The organism is Candidatus Vicinibacter affinis, from assembly GCA_016714365.1.
Lineage (GTDB): Bacteria > Bacteroidota > Bacteroidia > Chitinophagales > Saprospiraceae > Vicinibacter > Vicinibacter affinis.
On sequence record JADJNH010000005.1, the window covers coordinates 2,781,778 to 2,805,694 of the forward strand.

The window sequence follows — 23,917 nt, forward strand, 5'->3', positions numbered from 1 at the left end:
AACAGAAATCGGTTGAATAAAACGGTTATTGTGCTTGAGCAGTTACTCATTTCACCAACAGATTTTATCATAAATATTAATTGGATTTAAAGAATTGATGACATCTTCTCTTTCAAATTGGATGGAATTCTAACATCATTATCAGGCCAGGCATAAAAATTCAAAATTTTGAATCAATTCTGGTGTTTCACTGTTATCCCTTTTGGTAGAATTGATTTCTAGCTTATACATTGAACTTAGATTAAACCACACCCCGCTCATCGCTACGTCTCTCCTATCCGTAAAAATGGGAGGAATTGCTTAGGTTTGCACAAATTTTGGAATTATGTTATTAAGTTATTACGGCCATTCCTGCTTCTATGTTTTTTTTGAAGGCAAGCATTTGCTTTTCGACCCTTTCATAAAAGGCAATCCCTTAGCCCAACACATTGATATTGAAGCAATTAAAGCGGATTACATTCTAATTTCACACGGTCATGGTGACCATGTAGGAGATGCCATAGAAATTGCCCAAAAAACTGGCGCAAAAATTATATCCAATTTTGAAATTGTGAGTTGGCTCGACAATCAGGGAGTGAAAGGTTATGCTTTGAATCAAGGAGGGAAATATTCATTTGATTTTGGAATGGTAAAAATGGTGAGTGCCTGCCATTCTGCAACTTTGCCGGATGGTTCTAACGGCGGTAATCCAAATGGCTTTGTCGTTTGGTCTCATAATCACTGTTTCTATTTTGCCGGTGATACTGCCTTAAGTTATGACATGAAACTCATTCCCTTGACTTGTCCAAAATTGGATTTTGCCATACTTCCAATGGGTGATGTCTTCACAATGGGTGTAGAGGATGCCTGCATTGCTGCTGATTTCTGTGAGGTAAAAACAGTCATTGCAGCACATTTTGACACTTTTGACCCTATTAAAATAGATCACGAAGCTGCAATTTCTACTTTTTTAAATAATGATATAAAACTGATAATCCCTGAAATAGGAAAGGCAGTAAATTGGGAATAAATGGGAAAAATAATTGCAATAGCAAACCAAAAAGGTGGTGTTGGAAAGACCACAACAGCGATAAATTTAGCTGCCTGTCTTTCTATTTTAGAAAAGAAAGTGCTCTTAGTGGATGCCGATCCTCAAGCCAACAGTACTTCCGGATCTGGTGGGGATCTCCAGGATTTTGAGTTTAACCTATACCACTGCATGATCAATGACATTGATCCACATAAAGCTATTATTACTACAACTACCCCAAACCTTTTTTTGCTTCCTTCTGATATCGATTTGGTAGGAGCAGATATAGAATTGGTAAGTATGCAAGATCGCGAATTTGTCTTGCGAAAAGTCTTGTACAAGATTAAGGATGAATTTGACTATATTATTATTGATTGCCTACCTTCCCTTGGCCTGATGACCATAAATGCATTGGTCGCCGCAGATTCCGTAATAATACCTGTACAAACTGAATTATTTGCTTTAGAGGGACTTTCTAAAATTAAAAACACCATTGAACTTGTCAAAGAGGGATTAAATCCCGAATTAAAAATTGAAGGAGTATTACTGTCCATGTATGACAAAAGGCTAAGAATGTCTACCATGGTTATTCATGACATGAGAGAAAATATTAAGATGCCCATATTTAATACCATAATCCATAGAAATTCAAAAATCACCGAAGCGCCACTGGTTAAAAAACCTGTTGTCTTATATGATGCAACGAGCAAAGGCAGTATTAATTTCCTTAATTTTGCACAAGAGTTTATCAACAATCAATAAAATTAGGGTACCCAATGAGCCAGAAACAAGAACTTGGAAAAGGTTTAAAAGCTTTATTATCCAATATCAATAAGGATGAGAAAAAAGTTACCGATACTGTTCTAAAACAAGAAACGGAAACTTGGATGATAGACATTAATAAAATCAAGCCTAACCCTCATCAACCCAGAAATACCTTTGAAGAGGAGAGCCTTGAAGAATTATCAAAGTCCATCCAGACTTATGGTTTAATCCAACCTATTACCGTTAGGAAACGGGCTGATGAAGAATATCAAATTATTTCTGGAGAAAGGCGCTATCGCGCAGCATTGAAGGCTGGAATTAAATCTTTACCGGCTTATGTAAGGTTGGCAAATGACCAGGAAATCTTAGAAATGGCCCTGGTGGAAAACATCCAAAGAGAGGATCTTAGTCCCATTGAAATTGCTATTAGCTATTCAAGGCTAATGGAGGAATGCAAATTAAATCAGGAACAATTATCAGATCGTGTTGGCAAAAAAAGAAGCACAATTAGTAATTACACAAGGTTGCTAAAATTACCTCCTGAAATTCAAAATGCATTAAGAGATCATAAATTATCAATGGGACATGCTCGAGTACTGGCAGGAATTGAAGATCTTATTTTGCAAATGCAACTATACAAAGACATTCAACAAAAGGAATTATCCGTTAGGGATGCTGAACGGCTTTCACACTCAATCACCAAGGCAAAAGGCCGAAAACTACTCAATCCAAAACCAGCTTCACAAGGGTCTTTGATAAAAGCTCTGGAAGATCGAATTAGTAGCATTCTAGGAACCAAGGCAGTAATTCAGCGAAAAGAATCCGGTGAAGGTCAAATTATTATCAAATTCAATTCAGATAAGACACTTAATGACATCATCGACCGTTTGGATGATTAATATAAGAATCGTGAAGTTATATTTTTGTTTGCCGGTCTTGTTGTCGTTGTTTGGATTTGTGAAGTTAAACGCACAAGACAGCTTATCAATTATTCAAAATATTGATACAAATAATTTAAACGCTTCAGTAAAATCTAAAAAAACAGGGGGAACATTAAAAAATATTTTTAAGGGTAAACCTGGAAGAGCACTTACCTACTCACTTCTATTGCCCGGAGCTGGACAAATATATAATAGAAAGTATTGGAAACTACCATTGGTATATTCTGCCTTGGGCTTTCCGATTTACCTCATAAGTTTTAACAAATCAGAATATGACAGGTTTGATAAAGCATATAGAATGAGAATTGACTTGAAAGAAAACTCTACCGATGAATTCGTAGGCATTCTCGAACCAAATGCCATCGATTCTTACAGAAGCTTGTATGATAAAAACTTGCAACGGAGTTATCTTGCTTTGGTTGGTGCTTATTTACTTGTTGGCATCGAAGCTTTTGTTGACAGGCATCTGATGGAATTTGATGTTTCAGATAACTTAACGATGTCTATTTATCCCTCAGCAGGATTCTATGCCTCCGGAGTAACGATGCACCTTAAACTTAAATAGTTTTTCTACAGGTCCATTTACATCCAACCAAGTATTTTGGCAAATTTCATCATTTCAATTTGATTGACTATCTTCATTTTTCCGGTAAGAATAGCCATCATTGGATTGAGTTCTCCCTTCACAATTTTTTTAAAATCTTCAGCCTTGGCTTTAATTACACAATTGGGCTCACCAACTAGCCCATCCTCAACTCGCATCTCTCCCTTTTCTACAATTATAGTCACCAATCCCCCACCTTCGCCTTCCAGATCAAAGTGAAATACTGTATTCATCCCCTCAATCACCAGTAAATTAACTTTTTCAGGTACTTTAAATAAAAATTCTTTCGCCGTCATGCTTATGATTTTATGACACAAATTATTACAATTTTTCTATACTAATCACTATACTTATGTAAAGCCTTAAAAGTAATCCCCATTCAAAATTTTTGGATCCTATTTTGGTAACATATCCTGGACATGCATCCAAAATCAAATGCCTGAAAAGTTCTAGACTTTTGCAGTTGAACAAATTGAAATGCATTTACGCTCAAGTCTCTATTAATCTATAGTTTTGCAAAAATAAAGTGAACTAATTCTCTTTTGTTGGTGAAAACATAATGTATGAAAATCATTTTCTTAGGCACACCTGATTTTGCTTTGCCATCCTTGGACGTAGTGAATGATCACTTTGATTTAATTGCGGTCATTACAGCTCCTGATAAAAGAGGAGGCCGAGGTCACGGCTGGATTGAATCACCCGTAAAAAAGTGGGCACTTGAACATAATAAAAAATTGTTGCAACCAAAGAATTTGAAGTCACCCAAGTTCCTGAATAATCTTAAAAAATTAGGAGCAGATATATTTGTGGTGGTGGCATTTAGAATGCTTCCAAAAGAAGTTTGGAATATGCCAGAGCTGGGAACCATTAACCTTCATGGTTCATTATTACCTAAATATAGAGGGGCCGCCCCTATTCAAAGAGCTATCCTCAATGGAGAAAATGACACCGGCCTGACAACTTTTATCCTAAAAGAAGAAATTGATACCGGGGATATCTTACTCCAAAAAAAAATCCATATAGAACCTAATGAAAATTTTGGAAGCCTCTATGAGAAAATGAAAAGAGAAGGGAGCCATTTATTAAAAGAAACCTTGGATAAAATGATATCAAAAAGCATTCAACCAACTAAACAATTAAATGAACTTGCATCGCCAGCACCAAAAATTTCGCCAAAAGACTTAGAAATCAATTGGCATCAACCTGTAGAAAATGTTCACAATCAAATAAGGGCATTTAGTCCTTTTCCCGGAGCTTGGACAACTTATGAACACAAAATATTTAAAATATTTTCAGCATCTAGACTTATGATTCAACCAGTTGAACCGCCCGGAAATTGGGTAATTGAAAATAGAAAATCATTAAAAATTGCCTGCTTAGATGGATATATTCAAGTTTTGAGTATCCAACCTCCTTCAAAAAAATGTATGGATGTGGTGGCTTTTTTGAACGGATTTCAACAGTAAAATAGATACTTGTAAATTTAAAAATGTACCAAGTGCTATCCCTAAAAAAAGAATCCTAATGGAAATTTTTAAATCGAGTCAAAATACAATAACTAAATTTAAAAACATTTGGTCTGAACTTACGTCAGAAGTTTATAACAATTAAACGATTCCGTATGATGCTTTAAATCAGTAATATTAGTATCCGGATTTTTTATCTGCATCAGTACCATTATCGGTTTTTACATTTGATGCTTTTTTTACACGCTTTTTATTACAGTCTCCTGCATCTGGTCCGGGTGGTCTTGCCATTTCAGAATCTTCTTTCTTACTTACTCTGAACTCAACTCGTCTGTTGATATAATGCAAATTAGATTTTTTTCCAAACGGCGACTCTTCTCCACCATACATGAGTATAAATCTCTCCCTTGGGATTTTATACTTATCTATGATATACTCAATAGCATTTTTTGCTCTATTATAAGATAAAACATTATTATAGCTATTAGAATTACGAACATCTGTATGACCAATTGCTGTGATTTTTAAATCAGGATAGGTAATCATAACTTCAGCAACATGGTGGAGCTGAGGATAGTATTGAGGTTTTACACAATATTCATCCAAATTAAAATGAACCATTGGTAAAAACCAATCCGGAGGACAGCATGCCTTTTTCCCATCAGGTCCTACAAGCCCTGATGAAGCAAGCTTATTGTCAACAAGCTTATTGACATCACCTTCTGTTAAAATTGGTTGAACTGGAATTTGTGCAACTCCAAGGCTGTCTGTTCTATAACCGGGAGGAGAATAAGGTTCTTTATCTTTAAAATCTTTTATCCCATCATCATCACTGTCCACCGCAATTCCTCTGGTATCAACTGGGGCGCCAGGTACACTATTTGTTTCCTGGTCTAAGATATCAATGACTCCATCCTGATCTGTGTCCTTAGGATCAAAAATAGCTCTTTGCTTCAAAGCTGCAATGTCATCATATACCGCATCTATTGGGTTTAACCAATACAATGGTTCAGTTCTTTTCTTAAGATTTCCAAGATTTATTCCCAATCGTAAATTGGTATAGTGTGCGATGTCGTTGTTATTAGTTTGATCAGTACTTGATCTCCATTTAATACCATCAAGATAATCATTGTCTGAAGTAATCAACTGATGTTCCAGTGAAATATTAAATCTTCGGTTAATCTTTCTGGAAACCCCAACTGCTCCGGTAAACTGAAAAAGAACATTATATTCATCCCCCACTCTAAAAATACCTCTCTTCTTAAATGCTTCAGTCTCATAAGTGCCGTCGTAAAGTGCTTTTAAGTCAGACTTAATTTCTTTTCGCCCTTGACGGGTATTGAATTTGTCTCCTGTAAAACCAATCCTGTTAATAATATTTTGGTAATCAGCTCCATTTGCATCTCTCAAATCCATCATGGTCCTGTTATGGTAGGCGCCAAAACCAAGGACTAAATACCAATTCCATTTATTTCTTTCTTTATGAAATAGCAAATTTCCAAGATTTAAAACACCTTGTAAAGACCCTCCGAAATAATCTGTCCGATATGATGGAAACCAAGGGTTGTTTCGGTTATAACCATCAAAAACCCTTCTGTTTTGACCTTTGGGCTCCAAATAAAATTGCTCTGGTTCCAAACTCTCCCCATAAGGTTGAGTTTCAAGGCCTTTGGATCTTGAATAGGTTGCATCTAAACGGATTGAAAAAACATAGTGAATAGCTCTCCTCAAGTGCAATCCCACACCAAATCCTGCAAACGGATTTAAAGGATCCACATCTCCATCTATTAGAAAGTGCCCCCCATGAATCCCCAATTCCCATACATCTTTTGGCTTAGGAGGATATTTGGCTTTGCCAGACTTCCATAAAGCTGTTTTGTCAATCTGAATAGCAACCCTATCGTTAACAGCCTTTGCCGAGTCAACCTGTGCATTCACCAGGCCCATAAAAAACCAGGCAAGTGTAAAGGATACTATGGCTCTTGACATAACATATGGTTTTACGTTCTGCATTGTTAATACAACAATCCATGCAAATTTATACAAAAACCCAGCCATTTTTGAGATTTTAGATATAAATATAATAAAATATTTATATATGTTTGATTATCTAGTATTTAATATAATGTTTTAGAGCCCTATTAAATAAGTTTACTGGCTCTGATTCCTCTCCTTTTACTTGTTCCAGTGCTATTTTAATGGTACTGGAAACATCATTAAAAATAGAATGCTCATCCATAAGTGACTCTTTCTGCATGAGATAATTAAATGTCCTAGCCATCCCACAATTTGCTATAAAATCCGGAATCAGTGCCAATTCGGCATCTACTGCTTGACTGGTATCTCCAAAGATAATTTGATCTTCCACAAATGGAACATTTGCTCCACAACTAACCATTTTGGTGCCGTGATCAATGAGTGTTTGGAGTTGGACATGACTCACTATCCTGGAGGCAGCTGCCGGAATAAATATTTCGCACCCCATCTTCCAGGCAATTTTGTTCACTTCTTCTGCCGGCTGGGTACCACTTGGATTCAATTGATTCCCATCCTTGTTTAAAAAGAGTTGTCTGATTTCTTCTTCTGAAAAACCAGATTCACTTATCATACCATATTGGCGATCAAGTATGACCTTAATTTTGACTCCTTGACGAGCTAAGTATAAGGCCGCAGCAGAAGCAACATTTCCCCACCCCTGAATAAAAGCAGATTTGCCTGACAAATCACTTTGCTTATAAATATCATAATAATGTCGGACAGATTCAGCAACCCCAAATCCTGTAATCATATCTGCAACCGTGTAATTACCTTTTCCATTATCTGGACTGTATTCCTGAAGGCAAACTGGAAGCTTACATCCATGATCTAGTTGATTCAAGGCAGATTTTTTACCTTCTTCTGAATAATTAAAATGCCCGGTTAAGACTCCTTCCTGTGGATGAATTATTCCGAGTGCTTCAGTAATCGGAAAAACATCTTTGACCTCATCTACATTAAGATCTCCGCCAGTTCCATAATAAAATTTTAAGAGGGGACGTATGGCCTTGTACCATCTTTCCAATACTTCAGTTTTCCTGGGATCCCATGGGTCAAAATCAATACCTGATTTTGCACCACCAATTGAAGGTCCGCAAACACTGAATTTTATTTCCATAACTTTTGCCAATGATACCACTTCCTTCTTGGTAAGACCTTTTCTCATCCTGGTTCCTCCACCTGCAGCCCCACCTTTCAAGGAATTTATTACAAGCCAACCTTTTGCATCTGTATGTTCATCATTCCATTCAAAGACTATTTCTGGATGTTTTGCCAAGTAAGCCTCTAATTTGTTTTTCATGTCTTTTTATTTGAATGGTAAAATTAAGGGCTATCAATGGTTTAAGATGGATTAATACAAATAAAATTCATATTAAAATAAAAAATAATATGTATTTTTGCCAAAATGTAAATAATGGAATTCAATCTTTCATTCCCGAATCCTCAGCAAATTAATACTTGGAGTTCACAAGTCCATTCAGTCAAATTCAATCTTGAGAAATCTCCTAAATTAGAGGATATTGATGTCGTTATTCTTGGAACTGGATCCGAAGTATCAAAAAAAATCAGAGATGAATTTTATAAAATGAATCTGTCGGTATTTAGAGATTTGACAATTATGGATTTGGGGGACATTGATCCTCACCATCCAAAAGATGTTTCTAAAGTCTTGTTCTACTTACTAAATCACAACATCATCCCAATAGTCTTTGCCTGCCCAAAGGAAATATTATTTGGAATAGATGAATTTCAGGAAACTCGCATGGAGCCATATAGTTTATCACTTATTTCCAATATGGTAAATAGTAATGATTTAGATAATTTTAATAAAAGCCTCTTCCTAAAAAAGGTTCATCTAATAGCACTTCAAAGACATTATACAAATAAAGAGTTGTTGTTTGCAATTCAGGATCAGATAACAACTTTGTATTTATCAGAATATAGAAAATCAAATTCTTCATTTGAACCATTTGCAAGAAATTCAGAGTATATATTCTTTGATCTAAATGCCATTAGAACAAGCGACTTCCCCGCAAATAAAATACATGCAGCAAGTGGATTGTTCTCTGAAGAAGCCGTCGGAATATGCAAGATGTCCGGCTCTGGAGACAAAACAAAATGCTTGTTCATTTCTGATTGGAATGCAACAGATTTCTCTCAATGTGAAAATTTAGTTGCCCAAATGATATGGTATTTTGTTGAAGGTGTTGCACTGCGAAAATTTGACCATCTGGATCAAACTCGGCACATCACAGAATATATTGTGGAACTACAGGATTCAGAAGCTCAAATTCAATTTTACAAATCAGAAATCAGTGGAAAATGGTGGTTTAGAACCCCCGGAATTGATGAAGACATCAAACCGTCTTTAACTCCATGCACCTACGAAGAATATTTAATGACAGTACAGGCTCATGCACCGGTAAGAATCCTGGAATTATTCCGTTAGAATTTTTTCAAGTTGTGATGACCTTGATCCTTTAATTAAAATCAATTTTTCTTTTGGCATATTTTTATAAATCCAACTCTTCGCTAAATCTACATTCTCAAATAAAATAAATTTGTCTTGCGCTAATTTGTTATTGTACTCACTGCCAATAAGTATAACTTTTTCAAAACCAGCAGACACTAATAATTCTGTAAGATTTTGATGTTCTTCCTGACTTGAATCCCCTAATTCCGCCATCTTTCCTAAGACAACCCATTTTTCATTGTGCTCAAATTCGCGAAAACTTTCAATAGCTGCTGACATGGATGCCGGATTGGCATTATAAGCATCTAAAATCACTTTGTTATTGCCCCAAGTTGTAATCTGAGATCGCATATTCTGTGGATAATAATCATCCAACCCTTTTGATATTTGTTCAATGTCCAAACCTAAATGACGTGCTATCGTAATAGAAGCTATTACATTCTGATAATTATGAACACCAAAAAGATGAGCAAAATAATCTACCGCATCCAAATCGTAAAAAGCTCTTAATTTGATCTCTGGAATTTGCTGAAGCAACTCGTAGGTATAATCTGAATTCGTTTTTTTATCTCCAAAACTCAATCCATCTTTGAACAGTGAATACATTTGATTTAGTTGCGGGTCGTTCAAATTAAAAAACAAGGTGCCTCCCCTATTTGCAACATCATCAAACAGTTCTTTCTTAGTTTTAATTACGCCCTCAAAACTTCCAAATCCTTCAATATGCGCTTTCCCAAGGCTCGTAATGAGCGCCATATCCGGAACACCTATCTCTGTCAACTCTTTAATATCACCGGGTTTATTAGCTCCCATCTCCAAAACAAGAACTTCATGGCGAGGTTCCAACTTAAAAATGGTGAGTGGAACACCAATGTGATTGTTTAAATTTCCTTGGGTGGCTAAAGTTTGAAATTTTTCTTTCAAAATAAAATAGAGTAATTCCTTAGTAGTTGTTTTCCCATTTGAACCGGTTATTCCGATAACCTTTGCATTCATCTTCTTGCGATGTAATTGAGCAAGACCCTGCATAGATTTTAGAACATCATCCACTCGGATAACACGACTTTCCAACCCTATATTTTCGTCTACAACAACAAAAGATGCCCCTTTCTCAAGTGCTTGAGGAGCAAATTCATTTCCATTGAAATTTGCGCCTTTCAAAGAAAAGTAAATATCTCCTTCCTTTAATTTACGGGTGTCGGTGACGATTCGATCTACCCGACCATCAAATAATTCGTATAAAGCTATTGAATCCATACAAAAAAAAATCCCCACAATATGTGAGGATTTTTTAAATGCTTATAATTTAATTTATTTAAAAGATCTTTTTTGCTTTGGCATTTTACGTTTAAACTCAAGACCACCAGCATCTTCATTACCCTCCGGACCACCGGTTCTGGTCATCGCGCACCTAAAACCAATGTTGCGATCTGATTTATCTTCATCTTTAAATCTTCTTGATCCAGGTGAAAGCCAAAACAATCGGTCGGACCATGAACCTCCTTTGATTACTCTTGATTTATTGCTGATCAATGAATATTTTCCATAGGCATATTCAACTGATTCTGAGTCATCATCCCTAAAATCTTTAACCCCACCTTTATTATAGTTTTCCCTCTCAGTAACTGCTGAATCCGTAACCATCTGATACCTTAACATACCCAAGCTATCCTTTTCGACCGGAACTCCTGATTCATCCAATACCAATTCCTTAAATTCATTACCACGAAATGGATTCAAATCATGATTCTCAACATCTCTTAAAGTAGTCGCAGTCAAAGGACGAAAAACATCCTCAACCCACTCTGAAACATTTCCTGCCATGTTATAAAGTCCAAAATCATTTGGCCAAAATGTCCTTACAGGACCAGGAATATGAGAATGGTCATTCAACTTTCCAGCCATACCCATATAGTCCCCACCAGCCTTTTTGAAATTGGCCATTATGTTACCCATGTATTTATCTCTTCTTTTGTATCTGGCGGTATTGCCATCCCAAGGAAAAAATCTTTTATCAGTGTACAACTCATCACCATTAACTGACTGCTTACCTTTTAATGCCAAGGCAGCATACTCCCATTCAGCCTCAGTTGGCAATCGGTATTCAGGAAGTAAAATTCCATCTTCGAATCTTACTGAGCGCTCACCACCAGTCGTGATATCCGGCAAGTTCTTTCTAACATTTCCTTGATATTGACCAGCTAAGTAAGATTTAGTATCAAAATTTTCAGCATCAACCTGATCTGGATTAGGGTTAAAGATGCCCTTCTCAATAAGAATCATCTCATTGACTCTGTCAGTTCGCCACTTGCAATAGTCTTTAGCCTGTAACCAGCTAACACCGACTACCGGATATTCATCATAGGACGGAAACCTAAAGTAAGTCTCTACGAAAGGCTCGTTGTAAGCCAATTCTTCTCGCCAAACTAATGTGTCGGGCAAGGCTTTTCGAGCTACATCCGGATAAGACTTGAAAACTCTTCCCAACCAGAATACATATTCCCTGTAATTTATGTTTGAAACTTCTGTCTCATCCATGTAAAAAGAGGATACAGTAACCCTTCTAGGGATGTTATTCCACTCATAAGTTACATCTTCCTGAGTCAAACCCATCGTAAAAGTCCCCCCCTCTATAAGAACTAGATTGGGTCCAGTGGGTTGACCGGCATAATCTACCTTTTCAAAACCACCGTATTCAGGATCGTTGTACTTCCAGCCTGTGGCTGATGAACGATCATTATTCCTTTTGCTACAGGCGCTTATCATTAAAAATAAGCCCAAGAGCGATACCATAGAAAATACATTGACTTTCATCCTACTACTGTCTTTAATTTTTAGGAGAACAAAATTAGCTAATTATTTATTGTGCGAAGATAACTTTTTAATAAAATTTAATTAAAAGCTTCAAAACAGTCCTGAATGTTCTTCTTTTTCCGCTTTTCCGGCATTTTGTTGAATAAAATACTTATTTCATGACTCCCCCCTAAACCTATCCCCAATTTAGAAAGGGTATAATCAAAACTGTATGCCAACTTCCAAGAATCCTTCCTAAAACCTATCACCCCGATCATTGCATCAGCATTCTGTCTTGCATGCCGGTACCAAAGTCCTGCAAAGACCGTGCTAAATTGATATTGAGTCCCCATATTCAGTTGAAAAAATGAAGATTGAGTGACGATTTGTATTCCCGGACTTAACAACCCTGAGGTACCTCTGCTGTTTCTATCTAATCTAAAGGAAAAACCTCCATGAACTCCCCAACGAACAGGTAAGCCCCCAAACCCATTCTGATTCACTTGCAATATTCCTATGTCAGGACTGTTAAAATGCTTGGCGGAAATCCCCAAATAGTAGTCCGGCGAGTAATACAATAAACCTACACCAGCATCAAAATATGACTTATTTGTTTCCAACGGTCTTGACTCCTTTGACAAAATGGGCAAGCCTCCCGGGGATAAATATCCTGTTGCAGGATCAATTTGATCACCAAAAATAAATTTGTCCCAGCCATAATTAACCTGCACAAATCCAAGCTCAAGACCACCCTTTATCACATGACCATCTGAATTCAATTGGATTTTGTACCCATACATCCCTGCCACCTTTATAGTTTTAATCAACCCATCCCCGGCATCATCTGCGGTTAATTCCAAACCAAATCCACTTTTAAGCTTTGTAAAATATTGATCGTAAGCCAGGTTATAGGTGACGTATGTTTTAAAGCTTTGATCTACAAATGGCCATTGATTCCTGTATATGATACCAAGCCTCGGGCCTTCACTCAATCCAGCAAAAGCAGGATTCATCTGTAAAGGAGCAGCATAAAATTGACTAAATATTGGATCCTGAGCTGACAGCCCTTGTAAGCCAATTAAATGTGTCCAAATTAAGGCGAGTATATATATTGCTTTTCTAAAAAACATATTGACAATAAGTATGTTAAAACTACGTTAAGTATCCAAATTCCGAACTATAGAAATTAATTGTACCTAATTAAACCTTGTTATGAAATCAATTCTAAAGGTACTCCTCGGATTATTTCCATATATTTTATTTGCACAACAAAGTTATACCAATACATTCAACTTTGAATGGATAAACTTAGACAAATCTAATAAAGGATTAGTTCAGAAAGGTCCTATTGATATTTTTAACGGTGCATTAAGAGATCAGTCAACCCCTGACATTCCTGTCTTACGATATGAAATTCCCTTACAAATTGAAGGCAGCATTAACATTAAGTTACTTGTAAATCAAAGCGAAATTGTAAACTTCAATTCCACAGGAACCCTGAATCAAATTCCAAATTTGGAGGATGATTTCGTAACTCGGTATTCCATTTTTAATGAAAGAGGGCGTACAAAAGCAATAGTTGAATTAATTCCTGTAAAAAAATCAAGCCATCAAAGTTATGAAAGGATTCTCTCTTGTAAAATAGACGTCTTTTTTGTTCCCAACATAGTTTCCAGAAGCCCTAACACTCCTCCATACACCTATAATTCAATTTTAAAAAGTGGTAATATTTATAAAATAGCCTTATCCAATAAAGGAATCTATAAATTAGACAAAAATTATCTTGAAAAAAATTTAAAAATAAGCCTTGCCTCAGTTGATCCTAAAAATATTCATATTTACGGAAACGGTGGAGTCCCATTGCCTGAATCCAATTCAGTAGCAAGAATAGATGATCTTAAAGAAAACAGTCTGTACATCAATGGTGAAGAAGATGGAGTGTTTGATGAAAATGATTACATCCTATTTTATGCCAATGGACCTGATTCCCAGTTATATAATGAAGGAAGTGAAGATTTTCTATATACAAAAAATCCCTACAGCCAAAAGTCATATTATTATATAAAAATTGACAATACACCTGGGTTAAGAGTCCTGAAAAATAATTTTATTGAAAGTGGTAATTATGTTTCGTCATCTGGCCTATTAAGTATTCACCATGAAAAAGAGTTATACAATTTGCTAGATCTAGATGAATGCAACCATGGTTCAGGGCAAAAATGGTACGGGGAAGACTTAGGGAATTCCCGAAGTCTTGATTTAAACTCAATCTTCTATTTTCCTGGTCTGGATCAAAGTCGAAAAACAAAATTGAAGGCTTTGTTTGCATCCAGATCAAACAGGACTTCTACCCTGAATATTAATGTAGATGGAGAATCTGTTTCCAAATCACTTTCCACAATTGGCTATAGTTGCACTTCAAACTTTGCTGCCAATAACTTTATATTTTCTGATTTGAATTTAAAAAATGAACTACCTAAAATAAAAATAACATTTCCTGATAATGGAAGCAGTTCAGATGGTTGGTTGGATTGGATACAACTTACCGCTTGGAGAAAGTACGATTATCTGAGTAAACCATTATTTGTCTTTGACCCTGAATCCAAGCTAAATAGTTTTAGCACTTATAAAATTGCAAATCCTGGATCAAATTTATTCTGCTGGAATATAACATCTTCATTGAATCCGGTCGAAATACCTTATAAAGTAATTTCGGGAAATTTGGAATTTACCGATGAAAGCTTTGGTAAGTTGTCGGAATACCTGGTTTTTGATCCTTCAGCCAATTATCCGACTCCTGAATACATTGGTAGCGTAGAAAATCAAAACTTACATGGTCTTGAAATTTATGATTTCGCAATCATTTATTACAAAGATTTTAAAAATGAAGCAGAAAGATTATTGCAACATAGACAAAAACACAGCAACATTAAAGGAGTAATTGTCGATGTGGATCATATTTACAATGAATTTGGTTGTGGATCCAAGGATCCAACTGCCATTAGGGATTTTCTCAGAATGCTTTACCTCAGGAATCCTCAATTCAGATATGTAACACTTCTTGGAGCGGCAAGCTATGATTTCAGATATTTGAATACAAAAGTAAAAGATCAAAATTTAGTGAGCACTTATGAAACATCAGAATCTCTTGACCCAATTAATTCATTTCCTACAGATGATTACTTTGGCTTATTAGATGAAAATGAAGGCGAGAACTTAGCTGGTTTACTGGATCTGTCCATTGGTAGAATTCTGGCCAGAACTCAGGAAGAGGCAAGAGATTTTGTGGATAAAATTATTCGTTATGATACTGACCCTAACACTTACGCAGATTGGAGGTTAAACTTAATTTTTTCAGGAGATGACGAAGATGGAAACATTCACATGTCAGATATGGACCGAATAGCACAATCGGTCAAAAGCCAAAATCCACTCTTCAATCAACAAAAAATTTATCTAGATGCTTATGAACAGATCACCACTCCGGGTGGAGAAAGATATCCGGAAGTAAATAAAGCAATTAATACATCCGTTTTCACTGGAGCACTTGTATTTTCCTACATGGGGCATGGTGGTCCTACAGGTCTGGGACAGGAAAGAATCCTCCAGGATTTTGACATCAGGCAGTGGGACAATTTAAATAAAATGTTTTTAATGGTCACTGCCACATGTACTTTTACCGGATTTGACGACCCGGAAATAACAAGTGCCGGCCAATTGACAATGCTGCAAAAAGGAGGAACCATTGGCATGTTTTCAACAGTTAGAGCGGTATATGCCAGTGAAAATTACCAGTTGACCAATTCTGTTTTTAACAATTTTTATGGGAAAGAAAATGGAAAATTCTTAACCATGGGGGAAATTCTCACCCGCTCCAAAAACCAAAACTCTGCACCCGGGATTCTTCAAAATTCAAGAAAATTTTTACTATTTGGTGACCCTTCCCAAACTTTGGCATACCCAATTTTGGAAAACGAAGTTTTGTCTATAAATGACCGACCACTTGGACCTATATTAGATACCATTCGCGCATTGCAAACTGTAAGAGTTAAAGGCAGGGTTAAGTTACCTAATGGACAAACTGCAAGTGATTTCAATGGCCTTTTGTACACTACAGTATTTGACAAGCCAATTGATTTAAAAACAAGGGCCAATGATCCATCAAGTCGTGAACAAACATTCAGTATTCAAAAGAATATAATTTTTAAGGGTAATTCAGAAGTAAAAAACGGAGAATGGGAGTTTACTTTTATCGTACCAAAAGACATCAATTTTTCAATCGGTCAAGGAAAAATAAGTTTGTATGCCACCAACGAAAAAAACCTTGATGCATCAGGATATACTGATAAATTTTTAATTGGAGGGTTCACCTCAGATACTACAACCAAAGACCTCCCTCCAGTCGTCAAATTATACATAAACAATGATCAGTTTGTCAGCGGTGGTATTACGGATGAGAATCCTAAAATTTTTGCACGAATTTCTGATGACATGGGGATAAATATTTCAGGAAACAGCATTGGACATGACCTTAGTGCGATCATTGACTTAAACACTGAATCTCCTATCATTCTGAATAATTTCTTTAAATCACAATTAAATGATTACCGGTCAGGAGAAATTACCTATCCTTTAAAGAATTTAAAACCAGGTAAACACACTTTAAGTTTAATCGCATGGGATATCACAAATAACCAGGGAAGCGCGAACATTGAATTTAATGTAATCGATAATGATGACATCAGCCTGGAAAGAGTGCTCAATTACCCAAACCCTTTTAATAGAAAAACAAATTTTCAGTTTGAAACTAATTTAACAGGATTACCTCTGGAGGTAACCATTTATATTCAATCCATAAGTGGAAAAATGGTAAAAACCATTCAAAAGAACATAAATATGGATGGATACCGAACAGCTGAAATTGAATGGGATGGAACCGATGATTTTGGATCTAAACTGGCTAATGGAGTTTACCTCTATCAGATTCGAGTAAGTGGAGATACCGGCACTACTTCGGTGAATAAACGTAGTAAACATCAAAAATTGTTAATTCTCCATTAACTGACTTGCTCATTAAAAGAACAATTTAGTACTTATCATTATTTATAATTAGCTGAAAAAACATAACTTTGCTTAATATTCATCCTTTTAATATGTCTAGAATAATATTTACTTGCTTATTACTGAACTTGGCCTTTGATCTTACAGCTCAAATTTGGGACCCAAGAAAAAATTGCGTGGTGGACGTTAATACTGATCAGTGTATTTCAAATACTTTGTTGACTGCGTTACCCTTCCTAAGGATTACACCTGATGCTCGTTCAGGGGCACTTGGAGATGCCGGTTTGGCATTAAGTGCTGATCCAAATGCCATGCATCACAATGCTGCCAGATTAGCTTTTGCTGAGAATGATTTAGCTATCTCTGCCACTTATTCTCCATGGTTAAGAAATTTAGGTATTGATGATATATACCTGCTTTACCTATCAGGATATAAGAAAATAGACGACAACCAAACAGCAGGTGCATCTATTCGCTTTTTCTCATTGGGTACAATTGAATTTAGAAACGAAGCAGGCGTAGATGAAGGCACAGGACAACCCAACGAATTAGAAATTACCGGTGCCTATAGTAGAAAACTTTCAAATAAATTATCTGCCAGTCTGAGTGCCAAATTTGTTTACTCCAATTTGGCCACCGGCCGATCAGTGGGTGGAGTACAAATCTTTCCTGCAAAAACATTTGGAGCAGATATTGGTGTCTTTTATAAAACCCCAATGGGTGCAAGCGGTAGAAGAAATTATTTGAGCATTGGTTCGGCTATCACAAACATTGGAGCCAAGGTAACCTACACTAAATCAGTAGTTAAAGATTTTATTCCAACCAATTTTGGAATTGGCGGAAATTATGAAATGAATTTTGATGACTTTAATACCCTTAATATTATTCTGGATTGCAACAAACTTTTAGTTCCAAGTACCATCCCTTTTGGTCATCCAGATTTTGATAAAAATCAGAATACGATTGCCGATACACGCGAAAAATCCCTGTTTGAAGGTATTCTTGGTTCATTTGGAGATGCAGTCGGGGGATTCACAGAAGAGGTACAAGAAATTACTTTTTCAGGAGCATTAGAATATTGGTATGACAAACAGTTTGCTGTTAGAATGGGTTATTTTCATGAGCACGCTCTTAAAGGGAACAGACGTTTCTTTACCTTAGGTTGTGGTTTAAAATATAATGTTTTCGGAATTAATCTTTCATACCTGGTACCGGTAAATATCAACAGGAGTCCGCTTGCTAATACGCTGCGTTTTTCTTTTGTTTTTGACATGGCAGCGTTCAAAGATGAAAATAATTAAAAAAATAAGCCAGTATAAGCCGGATTCTGTCATCCAATGGATGTGCTGTCATTTATCTGGATCCGGCATCACTGCCGAATTCTAGCTGCCTACCCTTCCATCTGCAATATTGCACAATTGAGGAATTGAACCCTTTCGGGTTAATGGATTTATTTGGCATTTCAACACACAAGGTTTATCCGAAACCAGCATTACTGCATGGTTCTGTGCGCTCTTACCACACATTTTCACCCTTACCCTTACCGAAGTAAAGGCGGTAATTTTCTGCGACACTTTCTGTTTCCACACATTTGTGGAACCCACCTGTTAGGTGGTGTGTTTCCTCACGTTGTCCGGACTTTCCTCTTGCCTAAAAAAGCAAGCGACAGACACTGGCTCGAACAAATTTATAAAATTCAAAACTATTGTTGGGTTTTTTTCGCATTATAATTAAATACAATGTATAATACATTAACTTTATGCTGTGAATTTGGAGGATTTAAATCTGAAGAAGCATAAGCATTGGTTTTACCTATGGCTTATAGCTCTTTTGATGGTAGCACTGGGTAAAATTTACGAGATTTATTACCCTGAATTTAAGCATGACAGAGGTCATCAATTTCTGAAGCAGTGTCAACAGAAAATAAATCAAATTGAAATTGCTAGTAAAGAGCTGGAAACACAAATAAAAGGAATCCACTCCTCTATTCAGAATAAAAACGAATTCATTGCAGAAATAAGTAGAAGATTAAACAAGCAAGGTCGATTTTCGGACTTTTCAATAGTTTTTTGTGAAAATGAAAAACTCATATATTGGAATCGCGATAATGTCAGATTCGATCCTAAATGGTGCCCCTGTTTGGAGAATGATGGAAGCGGAGTTTTTGATTTCGAAAACAGTTATTATTTTGGTATCAACAAAACATTGAATTCTGAAAAATTTGGCTTATGCTATATCTTATATTCAGAACTTTCCCCAAACGACATAAATGGTAAAGAATTTCATATTTCAGAAGAAAAAAGTTCAAGTGAAACACTCACACTAAAAAATGGAAAGGGACAAAGCATTGCATATATAAGTAATATCGGAGGCAATTTGTCATCTGAATTTTCTAACAGCATTCTTATTTTCTATCTACTTCTGCTTGTCATATTTTACTTTCCAACACATTATTTTGGTAAAATATTTTTTAATACAGGTTTAAATTCCTGGGGATTCTTAACTCTTCTTATTGGCATAATAGCTACCAGCAGTTTAGCTAATTGGCTCGTATCAAATCCTGATTATTTTGACAGCATCTTTACTTCATCCAAGATTAAGACAAATTATTTTCAATATACCTTATTTGAATTAATTGTATTGTCAATTTTGGTATTTCATATTGCATACTTTTTTCACAAATATTATAAACTTAAGGTCAATCAGCCAGCCGGTAAAAATTACGTTGATCTTATCATCCCATTATTTAATTACATCATCACTTTTCTCGCGCTACTGGTTTATTGTAACTTGTTCAAAACGGTATTCGTAAAATCTGAATTTAGTTTCAACTTGGATAAATCCATTTTTTTGCCCCTGGAGAACTATTTACTACTAATTTCCCTCTTGTTAATATTGATTTCTGTTTTTCTCATTGCTCACAAACTTTGTTTGAGCACCACAAGTTACCAACTACCTATAAAAAGAAGAGTTCAACTGTTTTTACTTGCGTATGTTCTTACTCTGCCATTACTTTATAAACTAAATCTTGAAATAACATTTATATCGTTCTTTCTTAGTTCATCAATCATTATTTGGCTGCTTGACTATTTTGTAGATTACAAACAAACCAGTGCATTATGGCTGATAAGTTGGATCTTAATAATAAGTTTCCTGACTTCAGGGTTAATCTTCCACTACCAAAACATTAGAAAACGGTACGAAAAAATCGAATTACTTAATTCAATAAGTAATATAGGGTATGCGAAAATAGACTCAAACGCAACTTCAATCTCATCGGAATTAGGTTTGCTGATTGAAAAAAGCAATCAGCTGGGTTATGATTTATTTATTTATGAAAATGAAATCCCCAGATACAGTTCGAATTTTAAAAAACCAGAACTTATACAATTTAAAAATGACCTAGGACCTAAAAACAGAACCATAGTGGTCAGAAATTCGGAAGAGTGGTTGGTTCAAAAAATAAAACCAAGCTACTTAATTTTACTGTCTCACCCAATCCCTTCTATAGTTAAAGCGATTTCTCTCTTCAGCTATTTATTTACCATACTTATAATAATATCATACTTAGTAAGTCTCATTCACCAAAAGTACCCAATTCTTCCTGAGGGCTTAAACATTCAAGTGGATGACAAGCCTTCTCTCCGAACAAAAATACAATTCTATATTATACTTGGAATTGTATTTAGCTTTTTGATTATCGCTTTGGTAACAGTATTTTTTACAAAAAAATCTGAGCAACAAATTACTGAAGAAACTCTATTTAATAAAATTAAATATTTAAGCACTTTCCTTGAACAATCAATATCTTCAACAAATAATCTTGAAGACGCTCAATTTGTTTTGATTGAACAAATAAAATCCACATCTTCTCTATTTGACTATGGCGTTGAGTTTTATGACAATCAGGGCTTTGAAGTTAATCTTTATAAAAATCAAACGAATACTAACACAAAAATTAAACTTTGTAATCCTGCCTTTTATTTTTATTACCCTTTTGGAATATCTGACATCGTTATTAAAGTGGATGATGACATGAACAGGCAGATCAAAATTTCTGGATTCAAAAACATTTTTTTAAATAATATCAGATTGGGAACTCTTGAAATGGTAAGTTATATAAATAATGAAAAAGCAAGAGACAATAGATTAAATAACCTAATAAATACTTTACTAAATATTTATGTATTCTTATTTCTGATTGCCGCAAGTCTTGCGACTATTTTAGCCAATTCCATAACATCTCCTTTGGAAGTCTTAAGTGACAAACTAAAATCCATGCGTCTTGGAAAAAGAAATGAAACACTTGATTGGTCGGGTCAAGATGAAATAGGTGAACTAATTCAGGATTACAACAGAATGGTAAGCCAGCTGGATGAAAGTGCGGGACTTTTAGCTAAATCTGAGAGAGATTCAGCATGGAGGGAAATGGCCAAGCAAGTCGCCCATGAGATTAAGAATCCGTTGACGCCCATGAAACTCAACATTCAGTATCTACAACAGAAAATCAAAAGTGGAGAAACTGATCTCAGCGGATTGATTCAACGAGTCTCATTAACTCTGTTGGAACAAATCGATGGATTGACTCAAATTGCAACTGAATTTTCGAATTTTGCAAAAATGCCCAAGGCTGAAAATGAAAAAATTTTAATAAATGATCTTGTATCATCCGTTCATGATCTTTTTCGCAAAAGAGAAGATGTGGATATTTACCTGATTGTTCCAATAGACGAGCTGTTTGTATTTTGTGATAAGAACCAAATGATAAGAGTATTGAATAATTTGATAAATAATTCGATACAGGCCATTCCAGAACACAGAAAAGGGAAAATTGATATCCAACTAGGTCAAAAAAATAACTTTGCCTTTATTTCAATTAAAGATAATGGAATTGGAATCAATGAAGATATGAGGGAAAAGGTATTCTTGCCAAATTTTACAACCAAAAATTCTGGTACCGGTCTCGGGTTGGCTATGTGCAGGCAAATTATTGAATCGGTAAATGGTAAAATATATTTTATTTCTGAAATAAATGTTGGTACTGAGTTTATTGTTGAACTACCCTTGATGAGAATAGAGAAAAACATAATTTAATATGATTAAATATTATTTCAGTCATTCTCTGATTGAAAGGAGCCTTTTAATATTAGGAGCGTCCAAGGATAGTCCACAGCAGAATATCTCATGTTTGAATTTTTCACTAAATTTGTTTTTCAAGATCGTAAAGAATCAGGCTTGAACATTTTGGTAAATGTATGATAGTGTAAACTCGTAAATTCAAATACACTCAAAAATGAAGGATTTATTATAGTATACTTTTAAACTGATCTCTTAACAGGTTGTTTCCATTTTAAATAAACGATTTTTATGGCTTCTTGGGTAATTAATTTTGGCTTAGTTTTATTGGCATTTATTGGGATGGAGTTTATGGCATGGTTCACCCATAAATACATTATGCACGGCTTCTTATGGTCTTGGCATGAAGATCATCATAAACCCCATCAATTAAAAGTAGGATTTTGGGAGAAAAATGATCGGTTCTTTCTGGTATTTGCCGTTCCAAGTTTCTTGTGTTATTTGCTTGGAAGTCTAGTTCCTGATCTAAGATGGTTACTCTTTATTGGAATAGGTATATCCATCTACGGAATTTGTTACTTTTTGGTCCATGATGTTTACATTCATAGAAGATTTGAATGGTTCAGACAACTAGACAATGATTATTCTAAAGCCGTGCTGAAAGCACATGGTGCACATCATGCCAAACAAACTAAAGAAGACGGTGAATCTTTCGGAATGCTATTTGTAAATCCTAAATACTTCAAAAGGAGAAAACTTAGCTAAGCTTTTTCCCAACTTTAGGAAAATTGAGTGCTTAAAGCAGTTTAGTCCTGAATTACTTTTGCAGGACCTCTTTCATTTTAATACCAATTTGTGAAGGAGATTCCACTACATGAATTCCACATTCCATCATTATCTTAATTTTAGCTTCTGCGGTGTCTTCTGCTCCTCCAATTATGGCTCCGGCATGCCCCATCTTTCTTCCCTTTGGAGCAGTCTTTCCGGCAATAAAACCTACTACAGGCTTTGTGCCATAATCTCTAATCCAAATTGCTGCATCTGTCTCCATGCTTCCACCAATCTCTCCTATCATTACAATTCCATCTGTTTCGTAATCTGCCATAAGCATTTGTATGGCCTGGAGGGTTGTCGTTCCTGGAATCGGATCACCTCCAATACCTATACAGGTAGATTGTCCTAACCCAGCCTGGGTTATCTGGTCTACAGCTTCATAGGTAAGAGTTCCCGAACGTGAAATAATTCCTACCCGACCTTTTCTATGAATAAATCCCGGCATAATACCAACTTTAGCCTCACCCGGTGTGATAACACCAGGACAATTTGGACCTATTAGAGTACACGGGTAATTTTTAAGATACTCCTTAACCTTTACCATGTCTTGCACTGGTACTCCTTCTGTAATGCAAATAATAACACTTATTCCCGCATCCGCCGCTTCCATAATTGCATCTGCAGCAAAAGCAGGTGGAACAAAAATAATGCTCGTATCAGCCTGAGTGGATTCTACTGCATTTTGGACTGTATTAAAAACGGGTAAATTCAAATGCATTTGACCGCCTTTACCTGGAGTAACTCCTCCAACCACAGGGGTCCCATAACTTATCATTTGCTCAGCATGAAAGCTTCCTTCTTTTCCTGTAAATCCCTGAACAATTATTCTGGAATTTTTATTCACCAATACACTCATGG

Annotated in this window: 17 protein-coding genes and 1 other RNA gene; 10 read left to right on the forward strand and 8 right to left on the reverse strand. The window is 35.7% G+C overall.

All coding sequences use genetic code 11. From position 1 onward, the window contains the following. The first annotated feature begins 325 nt into the window (after positions 1-325). Genes IPJ53_10925 through IPJ53_10940 form a run of 4 tightly spaced genes read left to right on the forward strand, consistent with a single transcriptional unit; the run spans position 326 to position 3,280 of the window. Positions 326-1,009 (forward strand): metal-dependent hydrolase, encoded by a 684-nt coding sequence (locus IPJ53_10925; protein MBK7799619.1) that lies wholly within the window; start codon positions 326-328, stop codon positions 1,007-1,009. Continuing rightward, positions 1,010-1,771, forward strand: coding sequence for a ParA family protein (locus tag IPJ53_10930; protein MBK7799620.1), 762 nt, complete (start codon positions 1,010-1,012; stop codon positions 1,769-1,771). It begins immediately after the preceding gene. Between the two features lie 14 nt (positions 1,772-1,785). Then, complete coding sequence (locus IPJ53_10935; protein MBK7799621.1) at positions 1,786-2,673, forward strand: ParB/RepB/Spo0J family partition protein; 888 nt, start codon at positions 1,786-1,788, stop codon at positions 2,671-2,673. 10 nt (positions 2,674-2,683) lie between these two features. Continuing rightward, positions 2,684-3,280, forward strand: coding sequence for a hypothetical protein (locus tag IPJ53_10940; protein MBK7799622.1), 597 nt, complete (start codon positions 2,684-2,686; stop codon positions 3,278-3,280). Between the two features lie 17 nt (positions 3,281-3,297). Here the strand turns inward: IPJ53_10940 and IPJ53_10945 are convergent, their stop codons facing one another. Further along, positions 3,298-3,615 (reverse strand): SCP2 sterol-binding domain-containing protein, encoded by a 318-nt coding sequence (locus IPJ53_10945; GenBank protein MBK7799623.1) that lies wholly within the window; start codon positions 3,613-3,615, stop codon positions 3,298-3,300. A 267-nt stretch (positions 3,616-3,882) separates the two neighbouring features. Between IPJ53_10945 and IPJ53_10950 the strand changes: the two genes are divergently transcribed. After that, positions 3,883-4,785 (forward strand): methionyl-tRNA formyltransferase, encoded by a 903-nt coding sequence (locus IPJ53_10950; GenBank protein ID MBK7799624.1) that lies wholly within the window; start codon positions 3,883-3,885, stop codon positions 4,783-4,785. Positions 4,786-4,962: 177 nt separating this feature from the next. On the opposite strand, the gene IPJ53_10955 is transcribed toward IPJ53_10950, so the two are convergent. Next, positions 4,963-6,774 carry an OmpA family protein gene (locus IPJ53_10955; GenBank protein ID MBK7799625.1) on the reverse strand — a complete coding sequence of 604 codons (1,812 nt, stop codon included), beginning with the start codon at positions 6,772-6,774 and terminating at the stop codon, positions 4,963-4,965. A 121-nt stretch (positions 6,775-6,895) separates the two neighbouring features. Continuing rightward, positions 6,896-8,122: an amino acid dehydrogenase gene (locus tag IPJ53_10960; protein ID MBK7799626.1), complete on the reverse strand. Its 1,227-nt coding sequence runs from the start codon at positions 8,120-8,122 to the stop codon at positions 6,896-6,898. Between the two features lie 114 nt (positions 8,123-8,236). Here IPJ53_10960 and IPJ53_10965 point away from each other — a divergent pair, with 114 nt between their 5' ends. Next, positions 8,237-9,271 carry a hypothetical protein gene (locus IPJ53_10965; protein MBK7799627.1) on the forward strand — a complete coding sequence of 345 codons (1,035 nt, stop codon included), beginning with the start codon at positions 8,237-8,239 and terminating at the stop codon, positions 9,269-9,271. Here the strand turns inward: IPJ53_10965 and IPJ53_10970 are convergent. From IPJ53_10970 to IPJ53_10980, 3 genes are all read right to left on the reverse strand, one after another. Further along, complete coding sequence (locus IPJ53_10970) at positions 9,260-10,552, reverse strand: UDP-N-acetylmuramoyl-tripeptide--D-alanyl-D-alanine ligase (protein ID MBK7799628.1); 1,293 nt, start codon at positions 10,550-10,552, stop codon at positions 9,260-9,262. The genes IPJ53_10965 and IPJ53_10970 overlap by 12 nt on opposite strands. A 54-nt stretch (positions 10,553-10,606) precedes the next feature. After that, positions 10,607-12,109, reverse strand: coding sequence for an SUMF1/EgtB/PvdO family nonheme iron enzyme (locus tag IPJ53_10975; GenBank protein MBK7799629.1), 1,503 nt, complete (start codon positions 12,107-12,109; stop codon positions 10,607-10,609). A 77-nt stretch (positions 12,110-12,186) separates the two neighbouring features. Further along, positions 12,187-13,218: a PorP/SprF family type IX secretion system membrane protein gene (locus IPJ53_10980; GenBank protein ID MBK7799630.1), complete on the reverse strand. Its 1,032-nt coding sequence runs from the start codon at positions 13,216-13,218 to the stop codon at positions 12,187-12,189. A gap of 82 nt (positions 13,219-13,300) precedes the next feature. Between IPJ53_10980 and porU the strand changes: the two genes are divergently transcribed. Beyond that, positions 13,301-17,149 (forward strand): type IX secretion system sortase PorU, encoded by a 3,849-nt coding sequence (gene porU / locus IPJ53_10985; protein ID MBK7799631.1) that lies wholly within the window; start codon positions 13,301-13,303, stop codon positions 17,147-17,149. Between the two features lie 92 nt (positions 17,150-17,241). Beyond that, entirely contained in the window at positions 17,242-18,450 is a 1,209-nt protein-coding gene (gene porV, locus IPJ53_10990) for a type IX secretion system outer membrane channel protein PorV (protein ID MBK7799632.1), read from the forward strand. A 1-nt stretch (position 18,451) separates the two neighbouring features. Here porV and rnpB read toward each other — a convergent pair. Further along, positions 18,452-18,829, reverse strand: an RNA gene (rnpB, locus tag IPJ53_10995) — RNase P RNA component class A. An 84-nt stretch (positions 18,830-18,913) separates the two neighbouring features. Between rnpB and IPJ53_11000 the strand changes: the two genes are divergently transcribed. Then, positions 18,914-22,243 carry a HAMP domain-containing histidine kinase gene (locus IPJ53_11000; protein MBK7799633.1) on the forward strand — a complete coding sequence of 1,110 codons (3,330 nt, stop codon included), beginning with the start codon at positions 18,914-18,916 and terminating at the stop codon, positions 22,241-22,243. Positions 22,244-22,516: 273 nt separating this feature from the next. After that, a complete protein-coding gene (locus IPJ53_11005) occupies positions 22,517-22,990 on the forward strand; it encodes a sterol desaturase family protein (GenBank protein ID MBK7799634.1) in 474 nt (157 codons plus the stop codon). A gap of 52 nt (positions 22,991-23,042) precedes the next feature. On the opposite strand, the gene sucD is transcribed toward IPJ53_11005, so the two are convergent. Next, the gene (sucD, locus tag IPJ53_11010) at positions 23,043-23,915 is read right to left on the reverse strand and encodes a succinate--CoA ligase subunit alpha (GenBank protein ID MBK7799635.1); all 873 of its coding nucleotides are present in this window, start codon (positions 23,913-23,915) and stop codon (positions 23,043-23,045) included. Positions 23,916-23,917 lie beyond the last annotated feature (2 nt).

Coding starts and splice junctions, on each gene's coding strand:
- IPJ53_10925 (MBK7799619.1), top strand. CDS start 326: ATGTTATTAAGTTATTACGGCCATTCCTGCTTCTATGTTTTTTTTGAA.
- IPJ53_10930 (MBK7799620.1), top strand. CDS start 1,010: ATGGGAAAAATAATTGCAATAGCAAACCAAAAAGGTGGTGTTGGAAAG.
- IPJ53_10935 (MBK7799621.1), top strand. CDS start 1,786: ATGAGCCAGAAACAAGAACTTGGAAAAGGTTTAAAAGCTTTATTATCC.
- IPJ53_10945 (MBK7799623.1), bottom strand. CDS start 3,615: ATGACGGCGAAAGAATTTTTATTTAAAGTACCTGAAAAAGTTAATTTA.
- IPJ53_10950 (MBK7799624.1), top strand. CDS start 3,883: ATGAAAATCATTTTCTTAGGCACACCTGATTTTGCTTTGCCATCCTTG.
- IPJ53_10955 (MBK7799625.1), bottom strand. CDS start 6,774: ATGTCAAGAGCCATAGTATCCTTTACACTTGCCTGGTTTTTTATGGGC.
- IPJ53_10960 (MBK7799626.1), bottom strand. CDS start 8,122: ATGAAAAACAAATTAGAGGCTTACTTGGCAAAACATCCAGAAATAGTC.
- IPJ53_10965 (MBK7799627.1), top strand. CDS start 8,237: ATGGAATTCAATCTTTCATTCCCGAATCCTCAGCAAATTAATACTTGG.
- IPJ53_10970 (MBK7799628.1), bottom strand. CDS start 10,552: ATGGATTCAATAGCTTTATACGAATTATTTGATGGTCGGGTAGATCGA.
- IPJ53_10975 (MBK7799629.1), bottom strand. CDS start 12,109: ATGAAAGTCAATGTATTTTCTATGGTATCGCTCTTGGGCTTATTTTTA.
- IPJ53_10980 (MBK7799630.1), bottom strand. CDS start 13,218: ATGTTTTTTAGAAAAGCAATATATATACTCGCCTTAATTTGGACACAT.
- porU (MBK7799631.1), top strand. CDS start 13,301: ATGAAATCAATTCTAAAGGTACTCCTCGGATTATTTCCATATATTTTA.
- porV (MBK7799632.1), top strand. CDS start 17,242: ATGTCTAGAATAATATTTACTTGCTTATTACTGAACTTGGCCTTTGAT.
- IPJ53_11005 (MBK7799634.1), top strand. CDS start 22,517: ATGGCTTCTTGGGTAATTAATTTTGGCTTAGTTTTATTGGCATTTATT.
- sucD (MBK7799635.1), bottom strand. CDS start 23,915: ATGAGTGTATTGGTGAATAAAAATTCCAGAATAATTGTTCAGGGATTT.